This is a genomic window from Achromobacter sp. Root83 (assembly GCF_001428845.1).
GTDB lineage: Bacteria > Pseudomonadota > Gammaproteobacteria > Burkholderiales > Burkholderiaceae_B > Achromobacter.
Map to the genome: position 1 here is coordinate 355,034 of NZ_LMIU01000023.1, position 20,214 is coordinate 375,247.

General features: G+C 67.1%; 21 protein-coding genes. 14 read left to right on the top strand and 7 right to left on the bottom strand.

Annotation, left to right across the window (positions count from 1 at the left end):
- Positions 1-2: 2 nt before the first annotated feature.
- The 3 genes from ASE30_RS21210 to ASE30_RS21220 all read right to left on the bottom strand — a co-directional run bounded on the left by ASE30_RS21210 (position 3) and on the right by ASE30_RS21220 (position 5,344).
- Positions 3-1,598: a methyl-accepting chemotaxis protein gene (locus ASE30_RS21210; RefSeq protein ID WP_057286248.1), complete on the bottom strand. Its 1,596-nt coding sequence runs from the start codon at positions 1,596-1,598 to the stop codon at positions 3-5.
- Between the two features lie 185 nt (positions 1,599-1,783).
- Positions 1,784-3,196 carry an MFS transporter gene (locus ASE30_RS21215; RefSeq protein ID WP_057286249.1) on the bottom strand — a complete coding sequence of 471 codons (1,413 nt, stop codon included), beginning with the start codon at positions 3,194-3,196 and terminating at the stop codon, positions 1,784-1,786.
- Between the two features lie 84 nt (positions 3,197-3,280).
- Entirely contained in the window at positions 3,281-5,344 is a 2,064-nt protein-coding gene (locus ASE30_RS21220) for a site-specific recombinase (RefSeq protein ID WP_057286250.1), read from the bottom strand.
- Between the two features lie 199 nt (positions 5,345-5,543).
- Between ASE30_RS21220 and ASE30_RS21225 the strand changes: the two genes are divergently transcribed.
- Positions 5,544-5,975, top strand: a complete 432-nt coding sequence (locus ASE30_RS21225; RefSeq protein ID WP_057286251.1) for a DUF2809 domain-containing protein — start codon at positions 5,544-5,546, stop codon at positions 5,973-5,975.
- 81 nt (positions 5,976-6,056) lie between these two features.
- On the opposite strand, the gene ASE30_RS21230 is transcribed toward ASE30_RS21225, so the two are convergent.
- Entirely contained in the window at positions 6,057-6,272 is a 216-nt protein-coding gene (locus ASE30_RS21230; RefSeq protein WP_082601664.1) for a hypothetical protein, read from the bottom strand.
- Positions 6,273-6,500: 228 nt separating this feature from the next.
- On the opposite strand from ASE30_RS21230, the gene ASE30_RS21235 reads away from it, so the two are divergent.
- The 4 genes from ASE30_RS21235 to ASE30_RS21250 are packed head-to-tail and all read left to right on the top strand — an operon-like array spanning position 6,501 to position 8,246.
- Positions 6,501-7,232, top strand: a complete 732-nt coding sequence (locus ASE30_RS21235) for a TenA family transcriptional regulator (RefSeq protein WP_057286253.1) — start codon at positions 6,501-6,503, stop codon at positions 7,230-7,232.
- A 34-nt stretch (positions 7,233-7,266) separates the two neighbouring features.
- Entirely contained in the window at positions 7,267-7,566 is a 300-nt protein-coding gene (locus ASE30_RS21240; protein ID WP_057286325.1) for a 2Fe-2S iron-sulfur cluster-binding protein, read from the top strand.
- 4 nt (positions 7,567-7,570) lie between these two features.
- On the top strand, positions 7,571-7,897 hold the full coding sequence (locus tag ASE30_RS21245) for a hypothetical protein (RefSeq protein WP_057286254.1): 327 nt from the start codon (positions 7,571-7,573) through the stop codon (positions 7,895-7,897).
- Between the two features lie 4 nt (positions 7,898-7,901).
- Entirely contained in the window at positions 7,902-8,246 is a 345-nt protein-coding gene (locus tag ASE30_RS21250) for a 2Fe-2S iron-sulfur cluster-binding protein (protein ID WP_057286255.1), read from the top strand.
- Positions 8,247-8,280: 34 nt separating this feature from the next.
- Here the strand turns inward: ASE30_RS21250 and ASE30_RS21255 are convergent, their stop codons facing one another.
- Both ASE30_RS21255 and ASE30_RS21260 read right to left on the bottom strand, forming a co-directional pair.
- Positions 8,281-8,997 carry a GntR family transcriptional regulator gene (locus ASE30_RS21255; RefSeq protein WP_057286256.1) on the bottom strand — a complete coding sequence of 239 codons (717 nt, stop codon included), beginning with the start codon at positions 8,995-8,997 and terminating at the stop codon, positions 8,281-8,283.
- Positions 8,998-9,076: 79 nt separating this feature from the next.
- On the bottom strand, positions 9,077-9,820 hold the full coding sequence (locus ASE30_RS21260; protein ID WP_057286257.1) for a sulfite exporter TauE/SafE family protein: 744 nt from the start codon (positions 9,818-9,820) through the stop codon (positions 9,077-9,079).
- A gap of 231 nt (positions 9,821-10,051) precedes the next feature.
- On the opposite strand from ASE30_RS21260, the gene ASE30_RS21265 reads away from it, so the two are divergent.
- From ASE30_RS21265 to ASE30_RS21280, 4 genes are all read left to right on the top strand, one after another.
- Positions 10,052-11,584, top strand: a complete 1,533-nt coding sequence (locus ASE30_RS21265) for a hypothetical protein (RefSeq protein WP_057286258.1) — start codon at positions 10,052-10,054, stop codon at positions 11,582-11,584.
- Between the two features lie 216 nt (positions 11,585-11,800).
- On the top strand, positions 11,801-13,210 hold the full coding sequence (locus ASE30_RS21270; RefSeq protein ID WP_057286326.1) for an aldehyde dehydrogenase family protein: 1,410 nt from the start codon (positions 11,801-11,803) through the stop codon (positions 13,208-13,210).
- A gap of 29 nt (positions 13,211-13,239) precedes the next feature.
- Complete coding sequence (locus ASE30_RS21275) at positions 13,240-13,719, top strand: heme-binding protein (protein WP_057286259.1); 480 nt, start codon at positions 13,240-13,242, stop codon at positions 13,717-13,719.
- 11 nt (positions 13,720-13,730) lie between these two features.
- Positions 13,731-14,741, top strand: a complete 1,011-nt coding sequence (locus tag ASE30_RS21280; RefSeq protein ID WP_057286260.1) for a 2Fe-2S iron-sulfur cluster-binding protein — start codon at positions 13,731-13,733, stop codon at positions 14,739-14,741.
- A 24-nt stretch (positions 14,742-14,765) separates the two neighbouring features.
- Here ASE30_RS21280 and ASE30_RS21285 read toward each other — a convergent pair whose 3' ends face one another.
- Positions 14,766-15,203 (bottom strand): universal stress protein, encoded by a 438-nt coding sequence (locus ASE30_RS21285; RefSeq protein ID WP_057286261.1) that lies wholly within the window; start codon positions 15,201-15,203, stop codon positions 14,766-14,768.
- Between the two features lie 209 nt (positions 15,204-15,412).
- Between ASE30_RS21285 and ASE30_RS21290 the strand changes: the two genes are divergently transcribed.
- The 5 genes from ASE30_RS21290 (at position 15,413) to ASE30_RS21310 (ending at position 20,213) form a co-directional block, all read left to right on the top strand.
- The gene (locus ASE30_RS21290) at positions 15,413-15,628 is read left to right on the top strand and encodes a molybdopterin-binding protein (RefSeq protein ID WP_057286262.1); all 216 of its coding nucleotides are present in this window, start codon (positions 15,413-15,415) and stop codon (positions 15,626-15,628) included.
- Between the two features lie 127 nt (positions 15,629-15,755).
- On the top strand, positions 15,756-17,243 hold the full coding sequence (locus ASE30_RS21295; protein WP_057286263.1) for a DUF3300 domain-containing protein: 1,488 nt from the start codon (positions 15,756-15,758) through the stop codon (positions 17,241-17,243).
- A 23-nt stretch (positions 17,244-17,266) separates the two neighbouring features.
- A complete protein-coding gene (locus tag ASE30_RS21300) occupies positions 17,267-18,115 on the top strand; it encodes a DUF2950 family protein (RefSeq protein ID WP_082601666.1) in 849 nt (282 codons plus the stop codon).
- 174 nt (positions 18,116-18,289) lie between these two features.
- Positions 18,290-19,270: a beta-propeller fold lactonase family protein gene (locus ASE30_RS21305; protein WP_057286265.1), complete on the top strand. Its 981-nt coding sequence runs from the start codon at positions 18,290-18,292 to the stop codon at positions 19,268-19,270.
- Positions 19,271-19,436: 166 nt separating this feature from the next.
- Positions 19,437-20,213: a polysaccharide deacetylase family protein gene (locus ASE30_RS21310; protein WP_369819349.1), complete on the top strand. Its 777-nt coding sequence runs from the start codon at positions 19,437-19,439 to the stop codon at positions 20,211-20,213.
- The last annotated feature ends 1 nt before the right edge of the window (position 20,214 follow it).

A 20,214-nucleotide genomic window follows, 5' to 3' on the forward strand; every position in this document is an offset into this window, starting at 1 on the left:
CGTCAGGCGGCCAGGGCCATCTGCCGGCGTTCCTGAGCCACGGGAGGCAGGCGGAAGGCGCTGACGGCGCCCTGCAGCCGCTGCGCCTGCGTCTCCAATGAGGACGCCGCCGCCGCCGCTTCTTCGACCAGCGCGGCGTTCTGCTGCGTCACCTGGTCCATCTGGTTGACCGCGGTGTTGACCTGGTCGATCCCGGTGACCTGTTCGTTCGAGGCCGTGGCGATGTCGTTGACCAGCAGCGTGAGACGCTCGATGGTGGCCAATATTTCCTCCATCGTGCGGCCCGCGGTTTCGACCTGCGCGGCGCCGGCCTGCACCGTGGCGCCGGAGGTATTGAGCAACTGCTTGATTTCCTTGGCGGCGCCCGCGCTGCGTTGCGCCAGCGACCGGACTTCGGCGGCGACGACGGCGAAACCCTTGCCTTCCTCGCCCGCGCGGGCGGCTTCCACCGCGGCGTTCAACGCCAGGATGTTCGTCTGGAACGCAATGCCGTCGATGACGCCGACGATGTCCTCGATGCGCCCGGAATCCTGGGCAATCTCGCGCATGGTGCTGACCGCCGCCTGCACGGCATCGCCGCCGCGCTGGACGACTTCGGACGCGGTGGCCGCCATCTGGTTGGCCATCCGGGCGTTCTCGGCGTTGCTGGTCACGGTGGACAGCAGCTGTTCCATGCTGGCGGCGGTTTCCTCGAGCGAGGCCGCCTGCTGCTCGGTGCGGCTGGACAGGTCCTGGTTGCCGGCGGCGATCTCGCTGGAACCGGTGTTGATCTCGGCCACGCCGTCGCGCACCGCGTGCACGGTGCGGACCAGGCTGGCCTGCATCTCCTGCAGGTAGGGAATGATCTGGCCCACGCAATTCTTGCCGAAGGGGGCGATGGGGGTGGTCAGATCGCCATCGGCGATGCGCCGGAAATGGCCCTTGAGCAGGTCCAGGGGACGCTTCACGAAATGCGCAACGTAGCGGTCGCCCAGCGCCAGCAGCAGCAGGCAGATGCCCAGCACCACGCCCATGCCGGCGTAGGCCTGGCGGCGCTTGGCGTCCGCGTCGGCCCACAGCTGGACCTCGCGTTCCTTGGCGTAGGCCTCATAGTTCTCGATGCTCTTGCCGAAGCTGCGGCTGGCCGTGACGACCGGACCCGCGGCATGCGCGCGCGCCTTGTCGACGGCTCCGGCTTCCAGGTGCTGGCGCTGCACGGTGATGCCATCGACCAGCGCATCGAAACCGGACCGCATCGCGTCCAGGAGGGCCGCTGGCGCGTCGTGGCGGGCCAGTTCGATGAACAGGCCCTGCTGCTTTCTGGCTTCGGTGAGCGCGGAGTCGATGCTGCGGCCCTCTTCCGCCACCTTGTCCCGCTGTCCTTCGCTGGCGTATTCCAGTTGGCGCGACAGGCGCAGCCGGGCCCGCATGATCTGGTCGTTGACCCGGGAAAGGGTGGATACCTCGTGGAGGAGTTCATTGCTGGCGGCGAGCGCGTCGCCCGCGCTGCGCAAGCCATTGACGCTGATGGCCGACAGGGCGGCGATCAAGGCGCTGATCATCAGCAGCGTGCACGCGATCATGCGGCGGATGGTGATGTCTTTCAGAAACTGTGTCATACGCGTCGTCCCAGGATGCAGCGAGTCTGCATACGGACAACGGCCCGCGCGGAGCGAATATTTAGCCGATGTTGCACATCTTACGAATATGTCGATCCGGCCCGGGAATATATCGAAAGGAACGGCAACAGTGTTGCGGGTTTACGCGGGTCCCGGGGGGCGGACGGGGCCGGCGGCCCCGTCGTTCAACGGGAGGAGGCCGGCGCCTGCGCGGGTTCGCTTGCGTCGAAACGCAGGCGAGCAAAGCTGGCGATGCATGCCAGCCCGGCGCACAGCCCGCCCAGCCATAGCGCGGCGATGGCGCCGTGCGTGCTGGACACATTGAAGCAGGCGGCCACCATGGCCGCGCCGGTGGCCTGGCCGAGCAGGCGCACCGTTCCGATCATGCCGCTTGCGCCGCCGGCCCGCGAGGCGGGCGCCGACGTCATGATGGCGCGCAGGTTGGGAGACTGGAAAAAGCCGAACCCCGCGCCGCAGATCGCCATGCGCCAGGAAATGTCCCACACCGACGGGTCGGCCGGCATCAGCGCCAGCAGCACCATGCCCACCGCCATCAAGGCCAGGCCGACTCCGCCAAGCATGCCGGCCGGATAGTGGTCGGAAAGGCGTCCGGCGATCGGCGCCATCACCGCCACCACGACCGCCCAGGGCGTGATCAGGAATCCCGTTTGCACCTGGGTGTAACCCAGCACGGTCTGGAACATGAATGGCAGCGAGACGAAGGCCAGCGCCTGGGCGGCGAACGCGCACACCGCGGTGGCGGCGGACAGCGCGAACAAGGGCCGGCGCAGCAGGTCCACGGCCAGGATAGGCGCGGGATGGCCGGCCTGACGGCGCATCAGCAGCCACAGGCTGGCCGCCGCCGTGCCGCCTTCCAGCGCGACCCGCGGCCACGGCGCGCCGTGGGCGAGCTCATTCGACGCGAGGACGAACAGGCCCAGCGCCATGGCGCACAACAGCGCGGCCACCCCATCGAACCCATGGCGCGCCCGGGTGGTGTCGGGCAGGCCGCGCAATGCCAGCACCGCCGCGACGATGCCGATGGGCACGTTGACCAGGAACAGCCAGTGCCAGGACCCCAGCAGGAGGATGGCCGACGCCACGGTGGGGCCGCCGGCGAAGGACAGGCCCACCACCATGGCATTCATCCCCAGGCCGCGCCCAAGCATGTGGGAGGGATAGATGAAACGCAGCAGCGCGCCATTCACGCTCATGACGCCCGCCGCGCCCAGTCCCTGCAGGATGCGCGCGGCCACCAGCGTGGGCATCGTGGGCGCCAGGCCGCTGGCCAGCGACGACAGCGTGTACACCACGAGCCCCACGATATAGATCCGCCGATGCCCCAGGATCTCGCCCAGCGCCGCCGCGGGCAACAGGCCGGCCACCATGGCGAGCTGGTAGCCGCTGATGACCCAGATGGAGCCCGCCTCGCTGGCCTGCAGGTCGCGGGCGATGGTCGGCAGCGCGGTATTGGCGATGGCCGTGTCCAGGCTGGCCATGCAGACCGCCAGCATGACGGCCAGGAGCGCGCCCAGGCGCTCGGCTGCGGGCAGGCCGACGCCGGCCGGATACACGGTGCTGCGGGAAAACGAAAGCATGGTTGAGCGGCGATGCGAGGGCGTCCGGGCGGAGCGCCCGGAATCATGAGCCCTGATTCTAATGCGGCACCGGAATCCGGCCGTCTAGGGCTGCCCGGAGGCCTGGCGCGGCTTGACCGGCCAGAACAGGGTCGCCGGGCGCTGCCAGATGCGCTGCCGCACGCCCGCCGACAGGGAATCGCGGTCGCCGCGGCGCAGGTCGCGTGAACGCAGCGCCACGTTGAAGGCCAGCGCAAAGCTCACCACGACATTGAGCACCCCGGTCGCCGCCGTGCCGGCCACGGCCAGCCAGAACGCGTGCGTATGCACGACTTCCCAGCCCAGCGTACCCAGCGCCGCGCCGATCTGGCCCGCGCTCAGGGTGACGTGGCGAACCTCCACGTGCGGCCCGAAGAAACTCACGATGGCCGGGCCGATGCCCAGCATCAGGCCCAGCGACACATTGCCGGCGATATTCGAGATGTTGCGCTGCCAGAAGCCGGCCCAACGGGCCGCGCCGCGTTCGCCAAAGATCTGGCGCGTGCGCCTGTCATAGGCCATCACGTCGTGCACCCGGTGCAGCGCGAACCAGTTGTCGGCCCAGCCCGCGATCAGGCTGGACAGCCAGAGCAGCACGCCGGTCGCCGCCGCATAGATGGGCGTAGGGCCCCAGATGGAAAACGAATCCAGCGTTTCGCGCGCCTTGTCGGCGCCGATCAGCGGATGCTGCAGCGCGTGCGCGGCCACCCATTGCACCGCCCACGCCAGGGGAAACACCACGGCAAGATTGCCCAGGATCGCCGCCGCGTTCGAGCGGATCATGGATAGCGTGTCATCCAGGAAGGCCTCGCGCCCCGGCGGCGTGTTGGCAGCGTCCAGCCGGTGGGCGAGCGCGGGGCCGGTCATGGCCGGCTGCTTGGTGGCCAGGGTGAAGTGCGCGAACTGGATCACAAGAAAGCCGCCGGCGTAATTCAGCGAGGCCAGCAGGCCCTCGATGAACTTGTCCAGGTGCAGCGAAACGATGAAGAACTTCAGGTACACCGTGAACACCATGACGAAGCCGCCGCCCAGCGACGCCTTCAGCATGTCCACGTACTCCACCGCGTCGCGCGCGATGTAGTGCTCGCCGGTTTCGGCGGTGCGCTCCATCACGCGCCGGGCCAGCTGGGCGAACGACGAGGCCGCCAGGTGACGGATGCTGCTGCGCGCCTGCGTGGAGCGGACCAGCTCGGCGATCAGGTGCGCGTACTTGTGGCGCTGCGTGGGATCCACCCATACGCTCAGCAGCAGTTCGATGCGAGCCAGGCGCAGCTTCATGCGCTCGATCTGGAAAACCACTTCGACCGAGACGCCGTTCTGCTCCAGTTCGTCGTACACGCCTTGCGAGGCGGCGCGGCAGCCGTCCAGCAAGGCCCGGAACACGTTCAGCCGCCGCCCGAAGACCTCGCGCGGCGTGTCCGGCGGGCTGTCGCAGAGTTCCGCGGCGGACGTGGCCAGGGCAAAGAACGGCGTGTCCTGCACGCGGCCGGGCAGGCGCGCGCGGATGTCCTGGCTGAGGCCGGTGGCGCGCACCTGGCTGACCAGCACCTGGATACTGCTGGTCAGCGCCTGCACGAGGCGCGGGGAAGGCGGCTCGGGCACGGCGGGATCCTGGCGGGACACGCCGTCGCCCAGGCGCAGCAGCACCCGCATGCGCGCCAGGGTCGCTTCGTCCAGCGATTCGATCCATTGCGCGTCGCCGGCGCGGCGGAAGATCAGCGAAAACAGCGCGAACATGTCGCCTCGGTTCGGCGGCGGCGGCAGGATCCGCGCCTGGAGGCGCTCCCAGAACTCGCCCCAGAAGCCCGGGTGCGAAGCAACGCCGGTGTCGCAGAGCAGGGAGGTGGGATCGTTGTCGGCCAGCAGCGAGCGCAGCGTGGCGGCGGCGGGCCCGGCCATCCCGGGGTTGTTCTCCAGCACCTGCAGCAGATAGCGCAGGCGCGCGTGCTGCGGGGGGCGGCCGTCCGGGGCCGGATCATGGCCGGGCCGGTTCAGCCAGCGGCACAGGTCCACCATCCACAGGTTCCGCTCGCCCAGCGGTGCCTGCGGGTCGGCGTTGGACAGGATGGAGTCGAGCTGTGGCCCGCCATGCCGCGAAGCCCGCCATTTGCGCCAGAGGGAGGTAAGCATGTGCGGGCCTCGCGGTTCATGGGAAGCCCTTGCCGGGCCTGGCCTGGTTCGGTCAATGGTACGCCGAAGGCTTGCGGGTTTGGGACCCCTCATCCTTTTCTAGTACCCTGCCCCGAGCATGGCCACGGCCACGCCGCATGACCCGGCAGCGCGCCAGCCGGCGCGCGCCACCGTTCCACTTATTCTGGTTTCTGTTTCGATGACCCTGACTTTCAATGGGCGCGCCTTCGCCGCCCTGCTTGCCGTGACGGCGCTGCTGGCGCTGATCGCCACCGTGGGTGCGCCCTATCCCTTCCTGCGCGGATTCGTGGGCGATGTGGTGGCCGTGGGCTGGGCCTATCTGATTTACCGCAGCTTCATCCGCGCGGGCGTGCTGCCGCTGGCGTTGGCGGCGCTGTTCACGGGGTATGCGGTGGAGCTGGGCCAGTATCTGGCCCGACATTTTGGCTGGCGCATCGAGCAACCGGTCTTGCGCGTCGTCCTGGGCAGCGTGCCCGATTGGTGGGACGTGCTGGCCTATACCGTGGGCTTCTTGCTGGTGCTGGCGCTGGCGGGCGGCTATGCGCGCCGCCAGCAGGGCGCCGCGCTGCGCAACGCCCGGATGCGGGTCAGCCTGCGCGCCCGGCGCTAGCGGCCGCGCCGCTGGCGGGGGCGGTTTTCCCCCGGGCGTCCCCTGCGCGCGTCCTCTACCGCGCGTTTTCCTGCCTGCCCATCAGCCTGCCTGGCAGACCGCGTCGTCGCCTTGCGCGTGCGTGGCGGACGCGGCTGCGCGCTGCGGTTGCAGGCGGGCATTGCGGAACGGCGCCAGGCACTCGGCCCAGGACGAGGGGAACAGCGGCGTGGCGTGGCGCACGGCATCGCGGCGGGCGTAATGGGCGAGCAACTGCTGACCGATGGGGGCGTCTCCCAGGGGATGCGGGGTATTCATGGTATTTCCGTATTGCATTGAAAGTGTATTCATTGTACGTCGATCGGCGTCGAAGGTCCAGCCCACCGGCCATCCCCGCAAGTGCCTGATTCAGAAGAGACTGTCCCTGTTTTGACGGGGTTTCTCCGGGATTGCCCTAGCAGTTCAAAACAGTAGACGGTATACAATGTTCATCATGCCCGGGCTAAGACAGGCCTGGAATCTCTCCCACTGGACCTGGAGCGCGTCATGGCAGAACTGATGAACCGAGATGAATTCCGTACCGCGTTGGAAAACGCGATCAAGGGCAAGAGCGCGAACGCCTCGCCGTTTTCGATTGCCTGGGCCGAGGGCAAGCTCAGCCGCGAACACCTGTCGCGCTGGGCCGAGAACCACTACCACTATGTCGGTCCGTTCGCCGACTACCTGGGCTACCTGTATGCCCGCACGCCCGACACCTACACCGAGGCCAAGGATTTCCTGCTGGCCAACATGTACGAAGAGGAAATCGGCGGCGATCGCCACACGGATCTCCTGATCCGCTTCGCCGAAGCCTGCGGCACCACCCGCGAACGGGTCACCAATCCCGACAACATGTCGCCCACGACGCGCGCGCTGCAAAGCTGGTGCTATGCGGTGGCCATGCGCGAGGATCCCATCGTGGCCGTCGCCGGCCTGGTGGTGGGCCTGGAATCGCAGGTGCCGTCCATCTATCGCAAGCAGACGCCCACCCTGCGCGAGAAATACGGCTTCACGGACGAGGAAGTGGAGTTCTTCGATCTGCATATCGTGTCCGACGAAATCCACGGCGAACGCGGCTATCAGATCGTGCTGGAGCACGCCAACACGGTCGAGCTGCAACAGCGCTGCCTGAAGATCTGCGAGATCGGCGCGCAGATGCGGCTGCTCTACACCACGGCGCTCTACACCGATTACGTGCAGCAGGAAATCAAGCTGCCCGAACTGGGCCTTGCCGCCTGACGCCCGCCCATGGCCGTTCCTGGATGAAAAGCCCATGCCTACCGTTGTGTTTCATAAAGGCGGCCAGACCTACACCGACGTGGTGAAGGACAACACCAACCTGGTGGTGCGGGCCGGCATCAAGCAGTTTCCGTTTCCGCACCTGCGCTACGAATGCGGCATGGGCAAGTGCGCCAAGTGCGCCTGCCGCGTGCTGTCCGGCGCCGAGCATCTGCCGCCGGTGAACTGGAAGGAAAAGAAGCAGCTTGGCGACCGTATCGACCAGGGCTACCGGCTGGCGTGCCAGCTGTGGCTCAGCAGCGATATCGAGCTGACCCAGGACGTGGAGGCGTAGCCGCATGGAGCCCGTCTACGTCATCCTGACCACCAAGCCCGGCGTCTTCCGCACCGAGGCGGGCGATGGGGCCGAGATCGTCGAAACCTACGACTACGTGTTCTACGGCCGCGCGCTGGCGGTGTTCAGCATCGCCCTGCTGCGCCGCGACACCAAGCTGGTGGTCACCGAGGAAACCCCGCCGTACGTGGTGAACCGCGTGCCGTCCAAATTCCTGGAGAAGTTCGCGTCGGTGGACGCCGCCCGCAAGGAGCTGGCCCACCTGACGCGTTTTGGCAGCATGGAGTCGACGCTGACGCTGAGGTCCGGCGCCGTCGCCGCGGAGCACTGAACACATGGTCCAGATCACTTTCATTTCCAATGGCGGCAAAGTGGCGACCGCGCCCGAAAACAGCAATCTGCTGCGCGTGTCGTTGAAAGAAAAAGGCGGCATCCCGTTCAAATGCGGGGGCGGCCTGTGCGGCACCTGCAAGTGCCGGATAGAAGAGGGGCTGGAACATACCGACGCCATCAAGCCCAAAGAGCGCAAGCACCTGCGGCCCGAGGATTTCGAGGCCGGCTACCGCATGGCCTGCCAGACCTTCGTGAATGGCGACGTCAAGGTGTCGTGGGTGGTGCAGAACGGCAAGGGCGTGGTGGTGGGCGCGGCGTCCGGCCCGGTGCCAGCCGCGGCGTCGTAGCTCGGATGCCGCCGCGCGGACCCGCGGGTCCGCGTCAGGCCACGGACGCGTGCTGCTGCTGCGTTTCGGTGTAGGCCTTGGCGGCGTTGTGCACATGCTGGCTGGCCAGCAACGCCGCCAGATCGCCATTGCCGGCGATGACCGCGTTCAGGATCTGCGAATGCTCGTCCCAATTCTGCTTGGCGCGGTGCATGTTGCTGGGCGCGAACAGCAGGGCGGTGCGGTCGCGCAGCGAACGCATCAGGTCGGTCAGCACCACGTTGCCGCCGATGGTGGCCAGCATTTCGTGGAATTGCGAATTGAGCGCCAGGAACTTGTCCAACTGTTCGCTGCGGGCAGCTTCCGTGCCTTCGCGCAAGAACGCCTGCAGGCGCTCCACGGTTTTTTCGTCGCGGCGCTGCGCCGCCAGCTTGGCGTTCAGCCCTTCGAGCGTGGCGCGCACTTCCACCATGTCGTAGGCCACCGCGTCGGACAGCACCGACACGGATGCGCCGCGCCGGGGTTCGATGGTGACCAGCCCTTCGGCGGCCAGCGCGCGCAGCGCCTCGCGCACCGGGATGCGCGACACGCCCATTTCTTCGGACAGGCGGCCTTCGACCAGGCGGTCGCCAGGCGTGAACTCGCCGCTCAGGATGCGCTCGCGCAGCTTGTCGCGGATGACGGCAAAGAGTTGCGGATGCTGCTCGCCGATCTTCAGCGAGGAGGAAGGCTGCGTCTCTGCGGCTTGCGGGCTGACGGGGGAAGTTGTCATGGCGAGCGGGTTTGGCCTAATGGATACAGTCTCCATTGTATTACCGGGTGTACCCAAGTGTCGCATGTGGCCGGGCGCATCAATTTCCCGAGAAGGACTTGATCAGCACGCCCACGGCGCCCAACGCGCAGGCGGCCAGCAGGACGCCACGCACCGCGCGCGGCGGCAACAGGGTGCGCAGCCGGTTGGAGACCGCAAAACCGGCCAGCAGGAAGGGCGCCAGGCTGAGGGCCAGCCCGGCGTGGTAGCCCGTGTACCGCTTGGCCAGCGCCAGCATGGCAAGCGAGAAGATCGATCCCAGGAACAGCACCATGCCCAGCGTGGCGCGCAAGCGCGGGGGCGCGGCGTGTTGCAGCACGATGGCGATGGGCGGGGCGCCCACCGAGGTCATCGTGCCCATGATGCCCGAGGCCACCCCCGCGCCGGACACCCTGCCGGGCGTGGCCGAGAAGCGCAGGCCAGCCACGCTGAGCGCCACGGCCGCCAGGATCATGCAGGCAAACAGCACGCCCAAGGCCTGCGGGGCAAAGCGCGCCATCGCGTAAATGGCGATCAGCGTCCCCACGGCGCGGCCCGCCAGCGCATAGGAGACGGCCGGCCAGTCGATGGCGGCGCGCTCGCGCAGGGCGGTCAGGAGCGAGATGAAGCCGCCCAGCGTCAGCAGCGGCCCGGGCGCCAGTTGGGGAAAGAACATGGCCGCCACGGGGGCGGCGAACATGGCGAAGCCGACGCCGCCCACGCCCTGCGCCACCGCGGCGCCAAACACCACGGCCGCCATGGCGGCGTAGTGCCACAGATCAGGGAACGTCAGTGGAGCTGGCATGCGTCGTCGATTTGTAAATTATGTATACGATAGTCTATCCATGAATTCGACCGCATGGACGATATCCGAGAAAACCTAGGGTAAGCCCCTGGTTTTTTGGGATTATTCATCGGATTTTCAGAATTATCGCTTTCCCTAGGCGACGCATATTTCGATTGGTATGCCTCACAACGAAATATAGTATACCGATTGTGGCGATCCAACAGCCATGCACAACAAGGGGAATAGCGCATGCAATCGGACGTGGTGCTCAGTGCCGCTCATTGGATCTACCTGATCAGCGTGGCGGCCATCATCTTGACGATGATCCTGCGGGCCAACGTGGTGGTGCCCTCGGTCATCGGTACCTTCCTGGTGGTGCTGGCGATCACGGGCAACCCCATCAGCGCCCTGATCGGCATTTTCTCGGCCAGCTTCGTGGCGGCCAAGGAGCTCTTCAATATCTTCCTGGTCATCACCTTCATGACGGCGCTGCTCAACGCGCTGAAGACCCTGCAGGCGGACGTGCGCATGGTGCAGCCGTTTCGGCGGGTCATGCGGGGCGGGCACTCCTCCTTTCTGATCATCGCCCTCTGTACCTATGTGATCTCCCTGTTCTTCTGGCCCACGCCCGCCGTGCCGCTGGTGTCCGCCATCCTGCTGCCGGCGGCCATCGCGGCCGGGCTGCCGCCCCTGGCGGGCGCCATGGCCATCGCGATCGCGGGCCAGGGCATGGCCCTGTCCTCCGACTATGTGATCGGCGTGGCGCCCAGCATCAGCGCCAAGGCGGCGGGGGCGGCGGTCAGCGCGGCCGTGGTCGCGGACCGCGCGCTGGTGCTGTCGCTGATCACGGGCGCCGTGGCGCTGGTCGCGGCCTACCTGCTGGTGCGCAAGCACATCGTGCCCGCCGATCCGGCGCTGCTGTCGGCCTGGCAGGATCGCGCGCAGGACGGCAGCCTGGCGCGCATGGAGCAGTCCGGCTCCTTCGACAAGGCGGAACTCGCGCGCGGCACCATGGGCGCCGATCCCGCGCTGCCGCGCGGCCCCGCGCTGAGCGATGAAGAGCGCCGCCGGGTGCGCTGGTCCAAGACCTTCGCCGTGGTGACGCCGCTGGCCTTCCTGGCGGTGATCGCGGTGATGGTGCTGCCCCGGCTGTTCCCGGCCCTGCCCGCATTGCGCGGCGGCGACGCGGCGGCGCTGGTGGGCGGCGTGGCCTTCGTCGTGATGATGCTGGTGACCCTGGCGGCCGAAGGGCCGCGCAAGATGCTGGACGTCTGTCCGGAGCACGTGACCGACGGCTTTGTCTTCGCCTTCAAGGCCATGGGCTCCGTCCTGCCGATTGCCGGCTTCTTTTTCGTGGGCGCCAACGAAACCGCGGCCCAGATCCTGGGCGTGCCGCAGGCGCAGGCGCCGGGGCTGCTGTTCGAGGTGATCTCGGCGTCGCAGCACCTGATTCCGGAAAACCACTTCCTGGTGGCCTTCGGCGTGCTCATCGTCGGCATGATCACCGGCATCGACGGCTCCGGGTTCGCCGGCCTGCCGCTGACCGGCACGCTATCCGGCGCGCTGGGCCCGGTGGTGGGCGTGGACCCGGCCACGCTGGCGGCCGTGGGGCAGATGGGGGCGGTGTGGACGGGCGGCGGCACCCTGATCGCCTGGTCGTCGCTGATCGCGGTGGCGGGCTTCGCGCGGGTGAACGTGCTGTCGCTGGTGCGCGCCCTGCTACTGCCGGTGTTGCTGGCGCTGTTCGTATCCACCATCTGCGCCGTGCTGATCTGGAGCTGACGCTCTAGTCACCCGGCGGAAAAGGCTCCCGAGGGGGCCTTTTTGTCGCCGTCCGACTGGGGTTTCCACGTATCGTGGCGCAGTGATTAAAGTATACAATGTTCAGAACCCATCTCAGATAGCCCTCTGTCCGGCCTGGCCGGGCCAGCCCAAGGAAGCGCACCCGTGGACGATCTCTCGCAGCAGACCTTTTTGAACCACATTGGCGGTGCCTGGATGCCCTGCGGCACGGGCAAGACGGCGCCCAACATCAACCCCGCCGACACCGGCGACGTCGTGGGCCACTTCCAGGTGTCGGACGCCGAGGACGCCCGGCAGGCAGTGGAAGCGGCCGACGCGGCGTTCGCAGCCTGGCGCGACACGCCGATCTCCAAGCGCGCGGCGATCCTGTTCCGGGCGGCCCAATACCTGGAAGACCATGCCGAAGCCTTTGCGCGCGAACTGACCCGCGAAGAGGGCAAGGGCCTGAATCTGGCCAAGGACGAAGTGCTGCGGTCTGCCCAGACAATCCGCTTTTACGCCGTCGAGGGCCAGTCCTTCACCGGCGAGACTTTCGTCAACGACGATCCGGACATGATCGTCTACAGCCAGCGCGAGCCGCTGGGCGTGGTGACGGTGATCTCGCCCTGGAACTTCCCCATCTCCATCCCGGCGCGCAAGATCGCCCCGGCCCTGATCACCGGCAACACGGTGGTGTTCAAGCCGTCGTCGGACGCGCCGCTGTCGGGCTATCGCCTGACCGAGGCCTTCGTGCAGGCCGGCCTGCCCGCCGGCGTGCTGAACTTTCTGACCGGGCCGGCCGCGCAGGTGGGCGCGGCGATCACCAGCGGCCGGCAGGTGCGGGCGATTTCCTTCACGGGCTCCACCGCCGCGGGCGAGCAGATACACCGCAGCGCCGGGCTCACCACCCGCACCCAGATGGAACTGGGCGGCAAGAACCCGCTTATCGTGCTGGCCGATGCCGACCTGGACCGCGCGGTGGACCTGGCGGTGAAGGGCGGTTTTTCGTTGAGCGGCCAGGCCTGCACCGGCACCAGCCGCGTCCTGGTGGACGCCAAGGTGCGCCAGGCCTACACGGACAAGCTGCTGGCCAGGATCAAGACGCTCACCATCGGCAACGGCCTGGATGGCAACTTCGACCTGGGCCCGCTGGCCACCGCCCGGCAACTGGACAACGTGCTGGGATACGTGGCGGTGGGCAAGCAGGAAGCGACACATTTGCACGGCGGCGACCGCCTGAAGGGCGCCAGCTTCGACCGCGGCTATTACGTGTCGCCCGCGCTGTTTACCGACGTGACCCAGCAGATGCGCATCGCGCGCGAAGAGATCTTCGGACCGGTGATCGCGTTGATCGAGGTCGACGGCTACGAAGACGCCATCGCCCGCGCCAATGACACCGAGTACGGCCTGTCGGCCGCCATCGCCACCACCGACGCGCGCTACGCGCACCGCTTCGCCCGCGACATCCAGGCGGGCACCGTGAAGATCAACCGCACCACCACCGGCAACCTGATCAATGCGCCGTTCGGTGGACTGAAACACTCCAGCACGTCCACGTTCCGCGAGTCGGGCCGCGTGGGCCTGGAGTTCTACACCCAGATCAAGACCGTCTACCGCGCCGGCTGACGGCCGCCACACCACTAGGGGCTTTGCACATGAAACAGATCTATCGCCTGGAACTTGAAGAAGCGCGCGTGATGGTGCGCGCGGCCATCGCCAAGTCGCAAGAGATCGGCGTGCTGGAATCGATTTGCATCGTGGATGACGGCGGCTACCCGATAGCGCTGGAACGCATGGACGGCGCGCGCATCACCGGTCCGCAGATCGCGTGGAACAAGGCGTTCACCGCGGCGGGCCACAAGCGCTCGACCCATCTGTTCAACACCCCGCCCAACGGCCCCGCGCTGCCCGGCAACGAGGCTTTCGGCATCCAATGGAGCTTCGACGGCAAGTTCGCGGTGTTCGTGGGCGGCTTTCCCATCGTCGTGAACGACGAGGTGATCGGCGGCGTGGGCCTGAGCGGCGGCAACGGCGAACAGGACACCAAGGCCGGGGTGGCCGCGCTGGCCGCGCTGGCCGAACTGCTGGAGCCGCGCGGCATGAGGGTGCTGGTCGAAGCGGACATCAAGAGATAGGCAAGAACGCCATGGCATACCGCGTGCATATCCTGGAAACCGAAGAAGCCTTCGATGTCGAAGCGGGCGAATCCGTGCTGGAGGCCGCGCAGCGGTCGGCGGTGAAGCTGCCGCACGAATGCACTTTCGGCGGCTGCGGCACCTGCCGCATCAAGCTCGCCTCCGGCGCGGTGCGGTACGAGGAATTCCCCATGGCGTTGACGCCCGAAGAGGCCGAAGCGGGTTATGCGCTGGCGTGCCAGGCGCATCCGGTGGCCGACCTGTGCATCAGCGTGGCCGGCAGCCGCCAGGTGTTTCCCGAGCCGCGCCGCCTCCCCGCCACCGTTCAGCGCATCGAATCCTATTGCGATGACGTCATTCACCTGACGCTGGCGCTGCCCGCCCAAGGGCTGGACTATGTGCCCGGGCAGTACATGAACGTCGTGCTGCCCGACGGCGAAACGCGCAGCTTCTCCATGGCTTCGGCGCCAGCCGGCAACCTGGTGGATTTCCATGTGCGCCGCATTCCCGGCGGCCGTTATACCGACCATTGGCTGGGCCAGGCGCGGGCGGGCGCGCACGTCGAGATCGAAGCGCCGCTGGGCGTGTTCAGCTATCACGAGGAAGACTGGCGTCCCCTCATCATGATGGCCACGGGCACGGGCATCGCGCCAATCAAGGCAATACTCGAATCCCTGCTGGACAACGAGGATTGCCCGCCCGTCACGCTGTACTGGGGCATGCGCACCGAAGCCGACCTATACCTGCGCGATGAAATCGAAGCGTGGACGGGAAGGCTGTACGAATTCAACTTCGTGCCGGTGCTGTCGCGCGCGGGCCCGGCGTGGCAGGGGCGCCGCGGCCATGTGCAGCAGGCCGTCATGGAAGACCACCAAGACCTGTCGGAACACGCCATCTATCTGTGCGGCGCGCCCCAGATGATCCAGCAGGCCAAGCGCCTGCTGGCCGAGCGCGGGGCGAGCCTGGACCACATGTATTCGGACAGCTTCACGTTCCAGCATGCGCTGGCCCCGGCGGGCTGACCGGCCGGCATCCACGCGGCCGCGTCAGCGATACACCAGCACCGGCAGGCGGGTGCGCGCCAGCACCCGCTGCGTTTCGCTTCCCAGCAGAAAACCTGTCATGCCGTGCCGCCCGTGCGACCCCATGATGATGAGGTCGCAACCGAGTTTCTGCGACGTTTCCACGATGGCTTCGTGCGGATGGTCGTTGACCGTCACGACAACGTTGCACGGCACCAGCGCGTGCCGCGCCTCGGTTTCCAGCCCTTCCAGATAGGCTTCCGCATTCTTGCGCGCCTGGTCGGTGTGATGCGTCTGCGTGGTGCCCAGCATTTCGGCCTGGTAGACCAGCAGGTGATCCTCCGGGATGGCTCGGATAAGGGTGATGGTGGCGCCCATTTCCTTGGCGAAAACGAGCGCGCGCTTGAAAGCCGATTCGGACAGCAGGGAACCGTCCACGGCGATGAGCAAGTGCCTGTACATGTTGCCTCTCCTTTAGGAAAAGGAATGTCGAGCAACGGCAAATCCAGTATAGGCTCGCCGCGAGGCACGATCCAGTCCCGCATACGGACGAGGCGCGCCGAGCCTGTCTGCTTCACATATACCGATTTCAACTATCCCCATGCGAAATCGGTTCTTCCTTGTTCTGTGCCGCAAACGTAGGCTGGACTTTTCACTTCAGGAACAAGGCCATGAGCATTCAATCCATCAACGCCCGCAACCAGTTTCGCGGCAAGATCAAGGAAATCGTCCTGGGCCCGGTGGTGTCCGAGGTGGACGTGGACACGCCCGCGGGCATTGTCACGTCGGTGATCACCACCCGTTCGGTGAAGGAACTGGACCTGCAGGTAGGCACGGAGGTGCTCGCCTTCGTCAAGGCAACCGAGGTTTCCGTCGCCAAGCTGTAATCCGAGGGGGGGTGAAAACATACCCCGCCCGCGCTTCCAAAGCGCCAGCCAAAAGGATATATTGGGTACGCGATTTGGCGATTCCCTCCAGGCTTGTGGCTTCCTGCTTTGCGAACGGAGAACGGAAATGCGGCGACTGCAAGAATGGCTGATCGGCTTGTTTTGCCTGGGGCTGGCGGTCTGCTTGCCGGCCGGGGCGCAGACCAAGCTGACCAACGCGCAACTGGACCAGCTGATGGCGCCCGTGGCGCTGTATCCGGATTCGTTGTTGTCCCAGATCCTCATGGGGGCCACCTATCCCGACGACGTCGCGGCGGCCGCGAAATGGTCGGCCGCGCACACTTCCGAATCCGGCGACCAGGCCGCCAAGGCAGTCGAAGGCGAGACGTGGGATCCCAGCGTCAAATCCCTGGTGGCGTTCCCCTCGGTCATGGACATGATGGGCCGGGAGCCGAAATGGGTGAAGTCCGTCGGCGACGCCTTCCTGGCGCAACCGGAGGCCGTCATGGATTCTGTCCAGCGGCTGCGCGCCCAGGCCCAGAAGGCGGGCAACCTGAAGAGTACGCCGCAGCAGACGGTGTCGACCAGCACGGCCAATGACAAGACCGTCGTGGTGATCGAGCCTGCAGATCCGCAAGTGGTCTACGTGCCCAGCTACAACCCGACGGTGGTGTATGGCGCCTGGGCGTATCCGTCGTATCCCCCCTATTACTATCCGCCGCCGCCCGGCTCGATGTTCGCGAGTTCGCTGGTCGCCGGCATCGGCTTCGGGCTTGGCGTCGCGGCGATCAATTCGATGTGGGGCGATGTCAATTGGGGGCATGGCGACATCGATATCGACGTCAACCGCTATAACAATGTCAACGTCAATAATCGCATTGACCGCAACAACGTCAACAACCAACGGGCAACATGGCAGCACAATGCCGCCAATCGCGGCAACACGCCCTATGCGGACCAGGCAAGCCGCCAGCGCTTCGACAGCCAGCGGCAGGCAGGCCTGCAGAACCGTTCCCAGGGCGCCGGCCAGGCAGGCCGCACGCCAGGCGGGGCGCCGGCGGCAGGTTCTCGCGACGCGGCCCGCGACCGAGCGGCCCAGTCTTTCGAAGGCCGCACCGGCCAACCGGTTGCGGGCCACACCGGCACGGGCGGCGCGCGCGGCCAGGGCGCGGGCAGAACGGAAGGCGCAGCCGGCCGGGGGCAGGGCCAAGGGCCGCAGGGCGGGCAGGGCGCGCGGGATCGCTCGTCCAGCGTTTCCACTCAGGACAGGGCGCAGGGCCGTGCGCCCGGGGCGTCCACCCAGGACCGGCCCGGTGATCGCGCCGCCAGCGTATCCACGCAGGACCGGCAGGCCGCGGCCCAACGTCAGCGCGCCGACGAATCGGCCGCCCGCGACCGGGCCCGCGCGTCCAACAGTCACAGCGCGCTCAGTGGCGCGGGCGATGGCGACCGGATGCGGCAGCAGAATCAGCGCGGAGAAATGAGCCGGGGCGGGACCTCTCACCGTGCCAGCGGCGCCAGCGCGCCTCATCGCGGTGGCGGCGCTAGCGCTCCACATCGCGGGGGCGGCGGCGGCGGACGGGGCGGTGGCGGTGGTTTCGGCGGCCGCAGATAAGCACCATGGAACACGGAGTCCTTATGACGATTGCTCGTTTGCGCGCGCTGGGCGCCGCGTCGGTGCTGGTCCTGGGGCTGACTGCCCCCGTCATGGCGCAAAGCCTCTACCCCAGCGCGCAGGCGGCGGCCCAAGCCTTCACCGATGCGCTGGCCACGAATGACGTCGATGCGCTGGCCAAGGTATTGGGGCCGAATCACCGGCAGATCGTGCCAGGCGGTGTGGCGCAGGACGACATCTACAAATATCTCGCGGCCTGGGTCCGCAAGCACGACATCGTGGCCGACGGCAGCCGCTCATGGGTGGCCGTCGGCGACTCGGGATGGACGCTGCCGGTGCCGATCGTGCGCGCCGGACAGGGATGGCGCTTCGATCCGGCCGCGGGGAAGGCGGAAATCCGCCGCCGCGCCATCGACCGCAACGAACTGACCGCCATCGAAACCCTGCAGGAACTGCAGGCCGCGCAGACCCGTTACAAGCAGGGTGTGGGCCAGGGCCGCTACGCGGCCCGCTTGGTCAGCCGCCCGGGCGAGCGCGACGGCCTCTATTGGCCCGAGCTGCCCGACGCGCCGCCACAGGCCTTTGGCGCGGACGCGTTGGCGATGGGCCCGGATGTGCCGCTGGACGATGCCTTTTATGGCTATCGCTACAAGGTGCTTCCGGGCGGACAGGATAATTCCTACCGCATCGTTGCCTGGCCTGCCCGCTACGGCCAGACCGGCATAGGAACCTTCGTCATCGGGCCCGAAGGCGAGGTGCTGGAAAGCGACCTGGGCCCGTCGTCCGCGGCGCGCGCGGCGGCCCTGCGCGAACACGATTTGCGGCCGGAAAATTGGGTGCAAGCCAGCGGGCAACCCGCGGGCGCCAAATGATTTTTTAGGGGCCAAATCGCGTGGCCCGCACACGCCTGTTGCGGGGTCGCAACAGGCGTGTGCGTTTGTCTCCAAAGGCGGGCTTGTGACCCTTTTGTCAGGCGCCTGTGCATAAAATGGCGAGCACCGGGACCCTGCCCGATTCCCCCTTGCCGGATCTTCAAATTGAACCCCATGCATTTTGTCCGCTGCGCCGTGTTCGGCGTAGGGATGGCGCTTAGCGCAGCGGCGGCGTCAGCCCCGATCTTTGTCCTGAATTCCCTGGACGCAAACGTCAGCATCATCGATCCGGCCACCTACAAGGAACTGCGGCGCGTGCCGACCGGCAAAGAGCCGCATCACCTGTATCTCACGCCCGATGAAAAGTCGCTCATGGTGGCCAACGCCACCGGCGACTCGATCACCCTGATGGATCCCAAGACCGGCGACGTGCAGCGCACGCTGACCGGCATCGTCGATCCCTACCAATTGCAGTTCTCTCCGGACATGAAGTGGTTCGTCACGGCGGCCAACCGCCTGGATCACATCGACATCTATGCCTGGAAGCCGCTGGAAACCGGCTTCGACCTGAAACTGGTCAAGCGCATCCCGGCGGGCAAGACGCCCAGCCACATCATGATCGACAAGCACAGCACGACGGCCTACGTGTCGCTGCAGGACAGCGATCAACTGATCGCCATCGACCTGGCCACGCAGACGCCGAAGTGGACGGTGCCGGTGGGCAAGACGCCCGCCGACGTGTTTTTGACGCCCGACCAGAAGACCCTGCTGGTGGCGCTGACCGGCGATTCGTTCGTGGAGGCCTACGACGTCAGCAACGGCCCCGCCAAGCTGGTCAAGCGCATCCCGACCGCCGCGGGCGCTCACGCCTTCCGCGCGCAAGGCGACCACCGCCACCTGTTCGTCAGCAACCGCACCGCCAACTCCATCAGCCGCATCGACCTGCAGACGCTGACTGTCGTCGACACCTTCCCGGTGCCGGGCGGCCCCGACTGCATGGACGTGCTGGCCGACGGCAAGACGCTGCTGGTCACCTCGCGCTGGGCGCGCAAGCTCACCGTGGTCGACCTGGAGCAGAAGAAGGTGGTCAATCAGGTGACCGTGGGCAAGTCGCCCCACGGCGTCTGGACACTGAACCATGCACCAACGAGGTAGGGTGGGCCAGGTGGTGGGCCCCAAGGTGGTGGGCCCCAAGGTGGTGTGCCCCCACGCCGCGCCCGCTGGCGCGGGCTTGCTGCCCCCCGAGGGGGCTGCCCCGTCTTGGGGCGGCCCGGCGGCGGGGCGGCTGTTCTTGCGAGGGTTCGTGATGGCGAAGCGGCGCCTGGCTGGGGCGCTGTGTCTGGCGCTCGCAACGTCGGCGGTCGGCGCGGCTTCCGCGCCGGGCACGTGCGACAAGCCTGTCTATCTGACGTTCGACACCGGCCATATGGGCGTGGCCCCGCTGATCGCCGATGTGCTGGCCCGCCACCACGTCAAGGTCACCTTCTTCCTGGCCAACGAGCGCACGCTGACCGAAGGCTCCAGCCTGGACGATGTGTGGGCGCCCTGGTGGAAGGCGCGCGCGGCCGAAGGCCATGCCTTTGGGTCGCACACTTACGATCATGTCTATTGGCAGGGCGATCTGCCGGGCGGCGGGTTCCGCGTCAAGCCCAGCGCCGGTCCGGACGCCGGCAAGCGCGCCGAATGGACTGCCGAACAGTATTGCGCCGAGATCAAGCGGTCCGTCACCCGTTTTCACCAGATGACGGGCCAGAACATGCTGCCGCTTTATCGCGCGCCGGGCGGCAAGACGTCGCCCGCCTTGCTGAAGGCGGCCAAGGCCTGCGGTTTCGAGCACGTGGGCTGGGCGCCCGCGGGCTTTCTGGGCGACGAACTGCCCAGCGGTAAATACCCCAACGCCAAACTGCTGGACCAGGCGCTGCGCACCATCAAGCCAGGCGACATCCTGCTTGCCCATCTGGGCATCTGGTCGCGCCAGGACCCCTGGGCGCCCGCCGTGCTGGAGCCCCTGATTGTCGGCCTGCAGCGCAAGGGCTATTGTTTCGCTACCTTGAACACCCATCCGGCCTACCGCGACTGGATCGCCACGCATCATTGAT

Coding starts and splice junctions, on each gene's coding strand:
- ASE30_RS21210 (WP_057286248.1), bottom strand. CDS start 1,598: ATGACACAGTTTCTGAAAGACATCACCATCCGCCGCATGATCGCGTGC.
- ASE30_RS21215 (WP_057286249.1), bottom strand. CDS start 3,196: ATGCTTTCGTTTTCCCGCAGCACCGTGTATCCGGCCGGCGTCGGCCTG.
- ASE30_RS21220 (WP_057286250.1), bottom strand. CDS start 5,344: ATGCTTACCTCCCTCTGGCGCAAATGGCGGGCTTCGCGGCATGGCGGG.
- ASE30_RS21225 (WP_057286251.1), top strand. CDS start 5,544: ATGACCCTGACTTTCAATGGGCGCGCCTTCGCCGCCCTGCTTGCCGTG.
- ASE30_RS21230 (WP_082601664.1), bottom strand. CDS start 6,272: ATGAATACCCCGCATCCCCTGGGAGACGCCCCCATCGGTCAGCAGTTG.
- ASE30_RS21235 (WP_057286253.1), top strand. CDS start 6,501: ATGGCAGAACTGATGAACCGAGATGAATTCCGTACCGCGTTGGAAAAC.
- ASE30_RS21240 (WP_057286325.1), top strand. CDS start 7,267: ATGCCTACCGTTGTGTTTCATAAAGGCGGCCAGACCTACACCGACGTG.
- ASE30_RS21245 (WP_057286254.1), top strand. CDS start 7,571: ATGGAGCCCGTCTACGTCATCCTGACCACCAAGCCCGGCGTCTTCCGC.
- ASE30_RS21250 (WP_057286255.1), top strand. CDS start 7,902: ATGGTCCAGATCACTTTCATTTCCAATGGCGGCAAAGTGGCGACCGCG.
- ASE30_RS21255 (WP_057286256.1), bottom strand. CDS start 8,997: ATGACAACTTCCCCCGTCAGCCCGCAAGCCGCAGAGACGCAGCCTTCC.
- ASE30_RS21260 (WP_057286257.1), bottom strand. CDS start 9,820: ATGCCAGCTCCACTGACGTTCCCTGATCTGTGGCACTACGCCGCCATG.
- ASE30_RS21265 (WP_057286258.1), top strand. CDS start 10,052: ATGCAATCGGACGTGGTGCTCAGTGCCGCTCATTGGATCTACCTGATC.
- ASE30_RS21270 (WP_057286326.1), top strand. CDS start 11,801: ATGCCCTGCGGCACGGGCAAGACGGCGCCCAACATCAACCCCGCCGAC.
- ASE30_RS21275 (WP_057286259.1), top strand. CDS start 13,240: ATGAAACAGATCTATCGCCTGGAACTTGAAGAAGCGCGCGTGATGGTG.
- ASE30_RS21280 (WP_057286260.1), top strand. CDS start 13,731: ATGGCATACCGCGTGCATATCCTGGAAACCGAAGAAGCCTTCGATGTC.
- ASE30_RS21285 (WP_057286261.1), bottom strand. CDS start 15,203: ATGTACAGGCACTTGCTCATCGCCGTGGACGGTTCCCTGCTGTCCGAA.
- ASE30_RS21290 (WP_057286262.1), top strand. CDS start 15,413: ATGAGCATTCAATCCATCAACGCCCGCAACCAGTTTCGCGGCAAGATC.
- ASE30_RS21295 (WP_057286263.1), top strand. CDS start 15,756: ATGCGGCGACTGCAAGAATGGCTGATCGGCTTGTTTTGCCTGGGGCTG.
- ASE30_RS21300 (WP_082601666.1), top strand. CDS start 17,267: ATGACGATTGCTCGTTTGCGCGCGCTGGGCGCCGCGTCGGTGCTGGTC.
- ASE30_RS21305 (WP_057286265.1), top strand. CDS start 18,290: ATGCATTTTGTCCGCTGCGCCGTGTTCGGCGTAGGGATGGCGCTTAGC.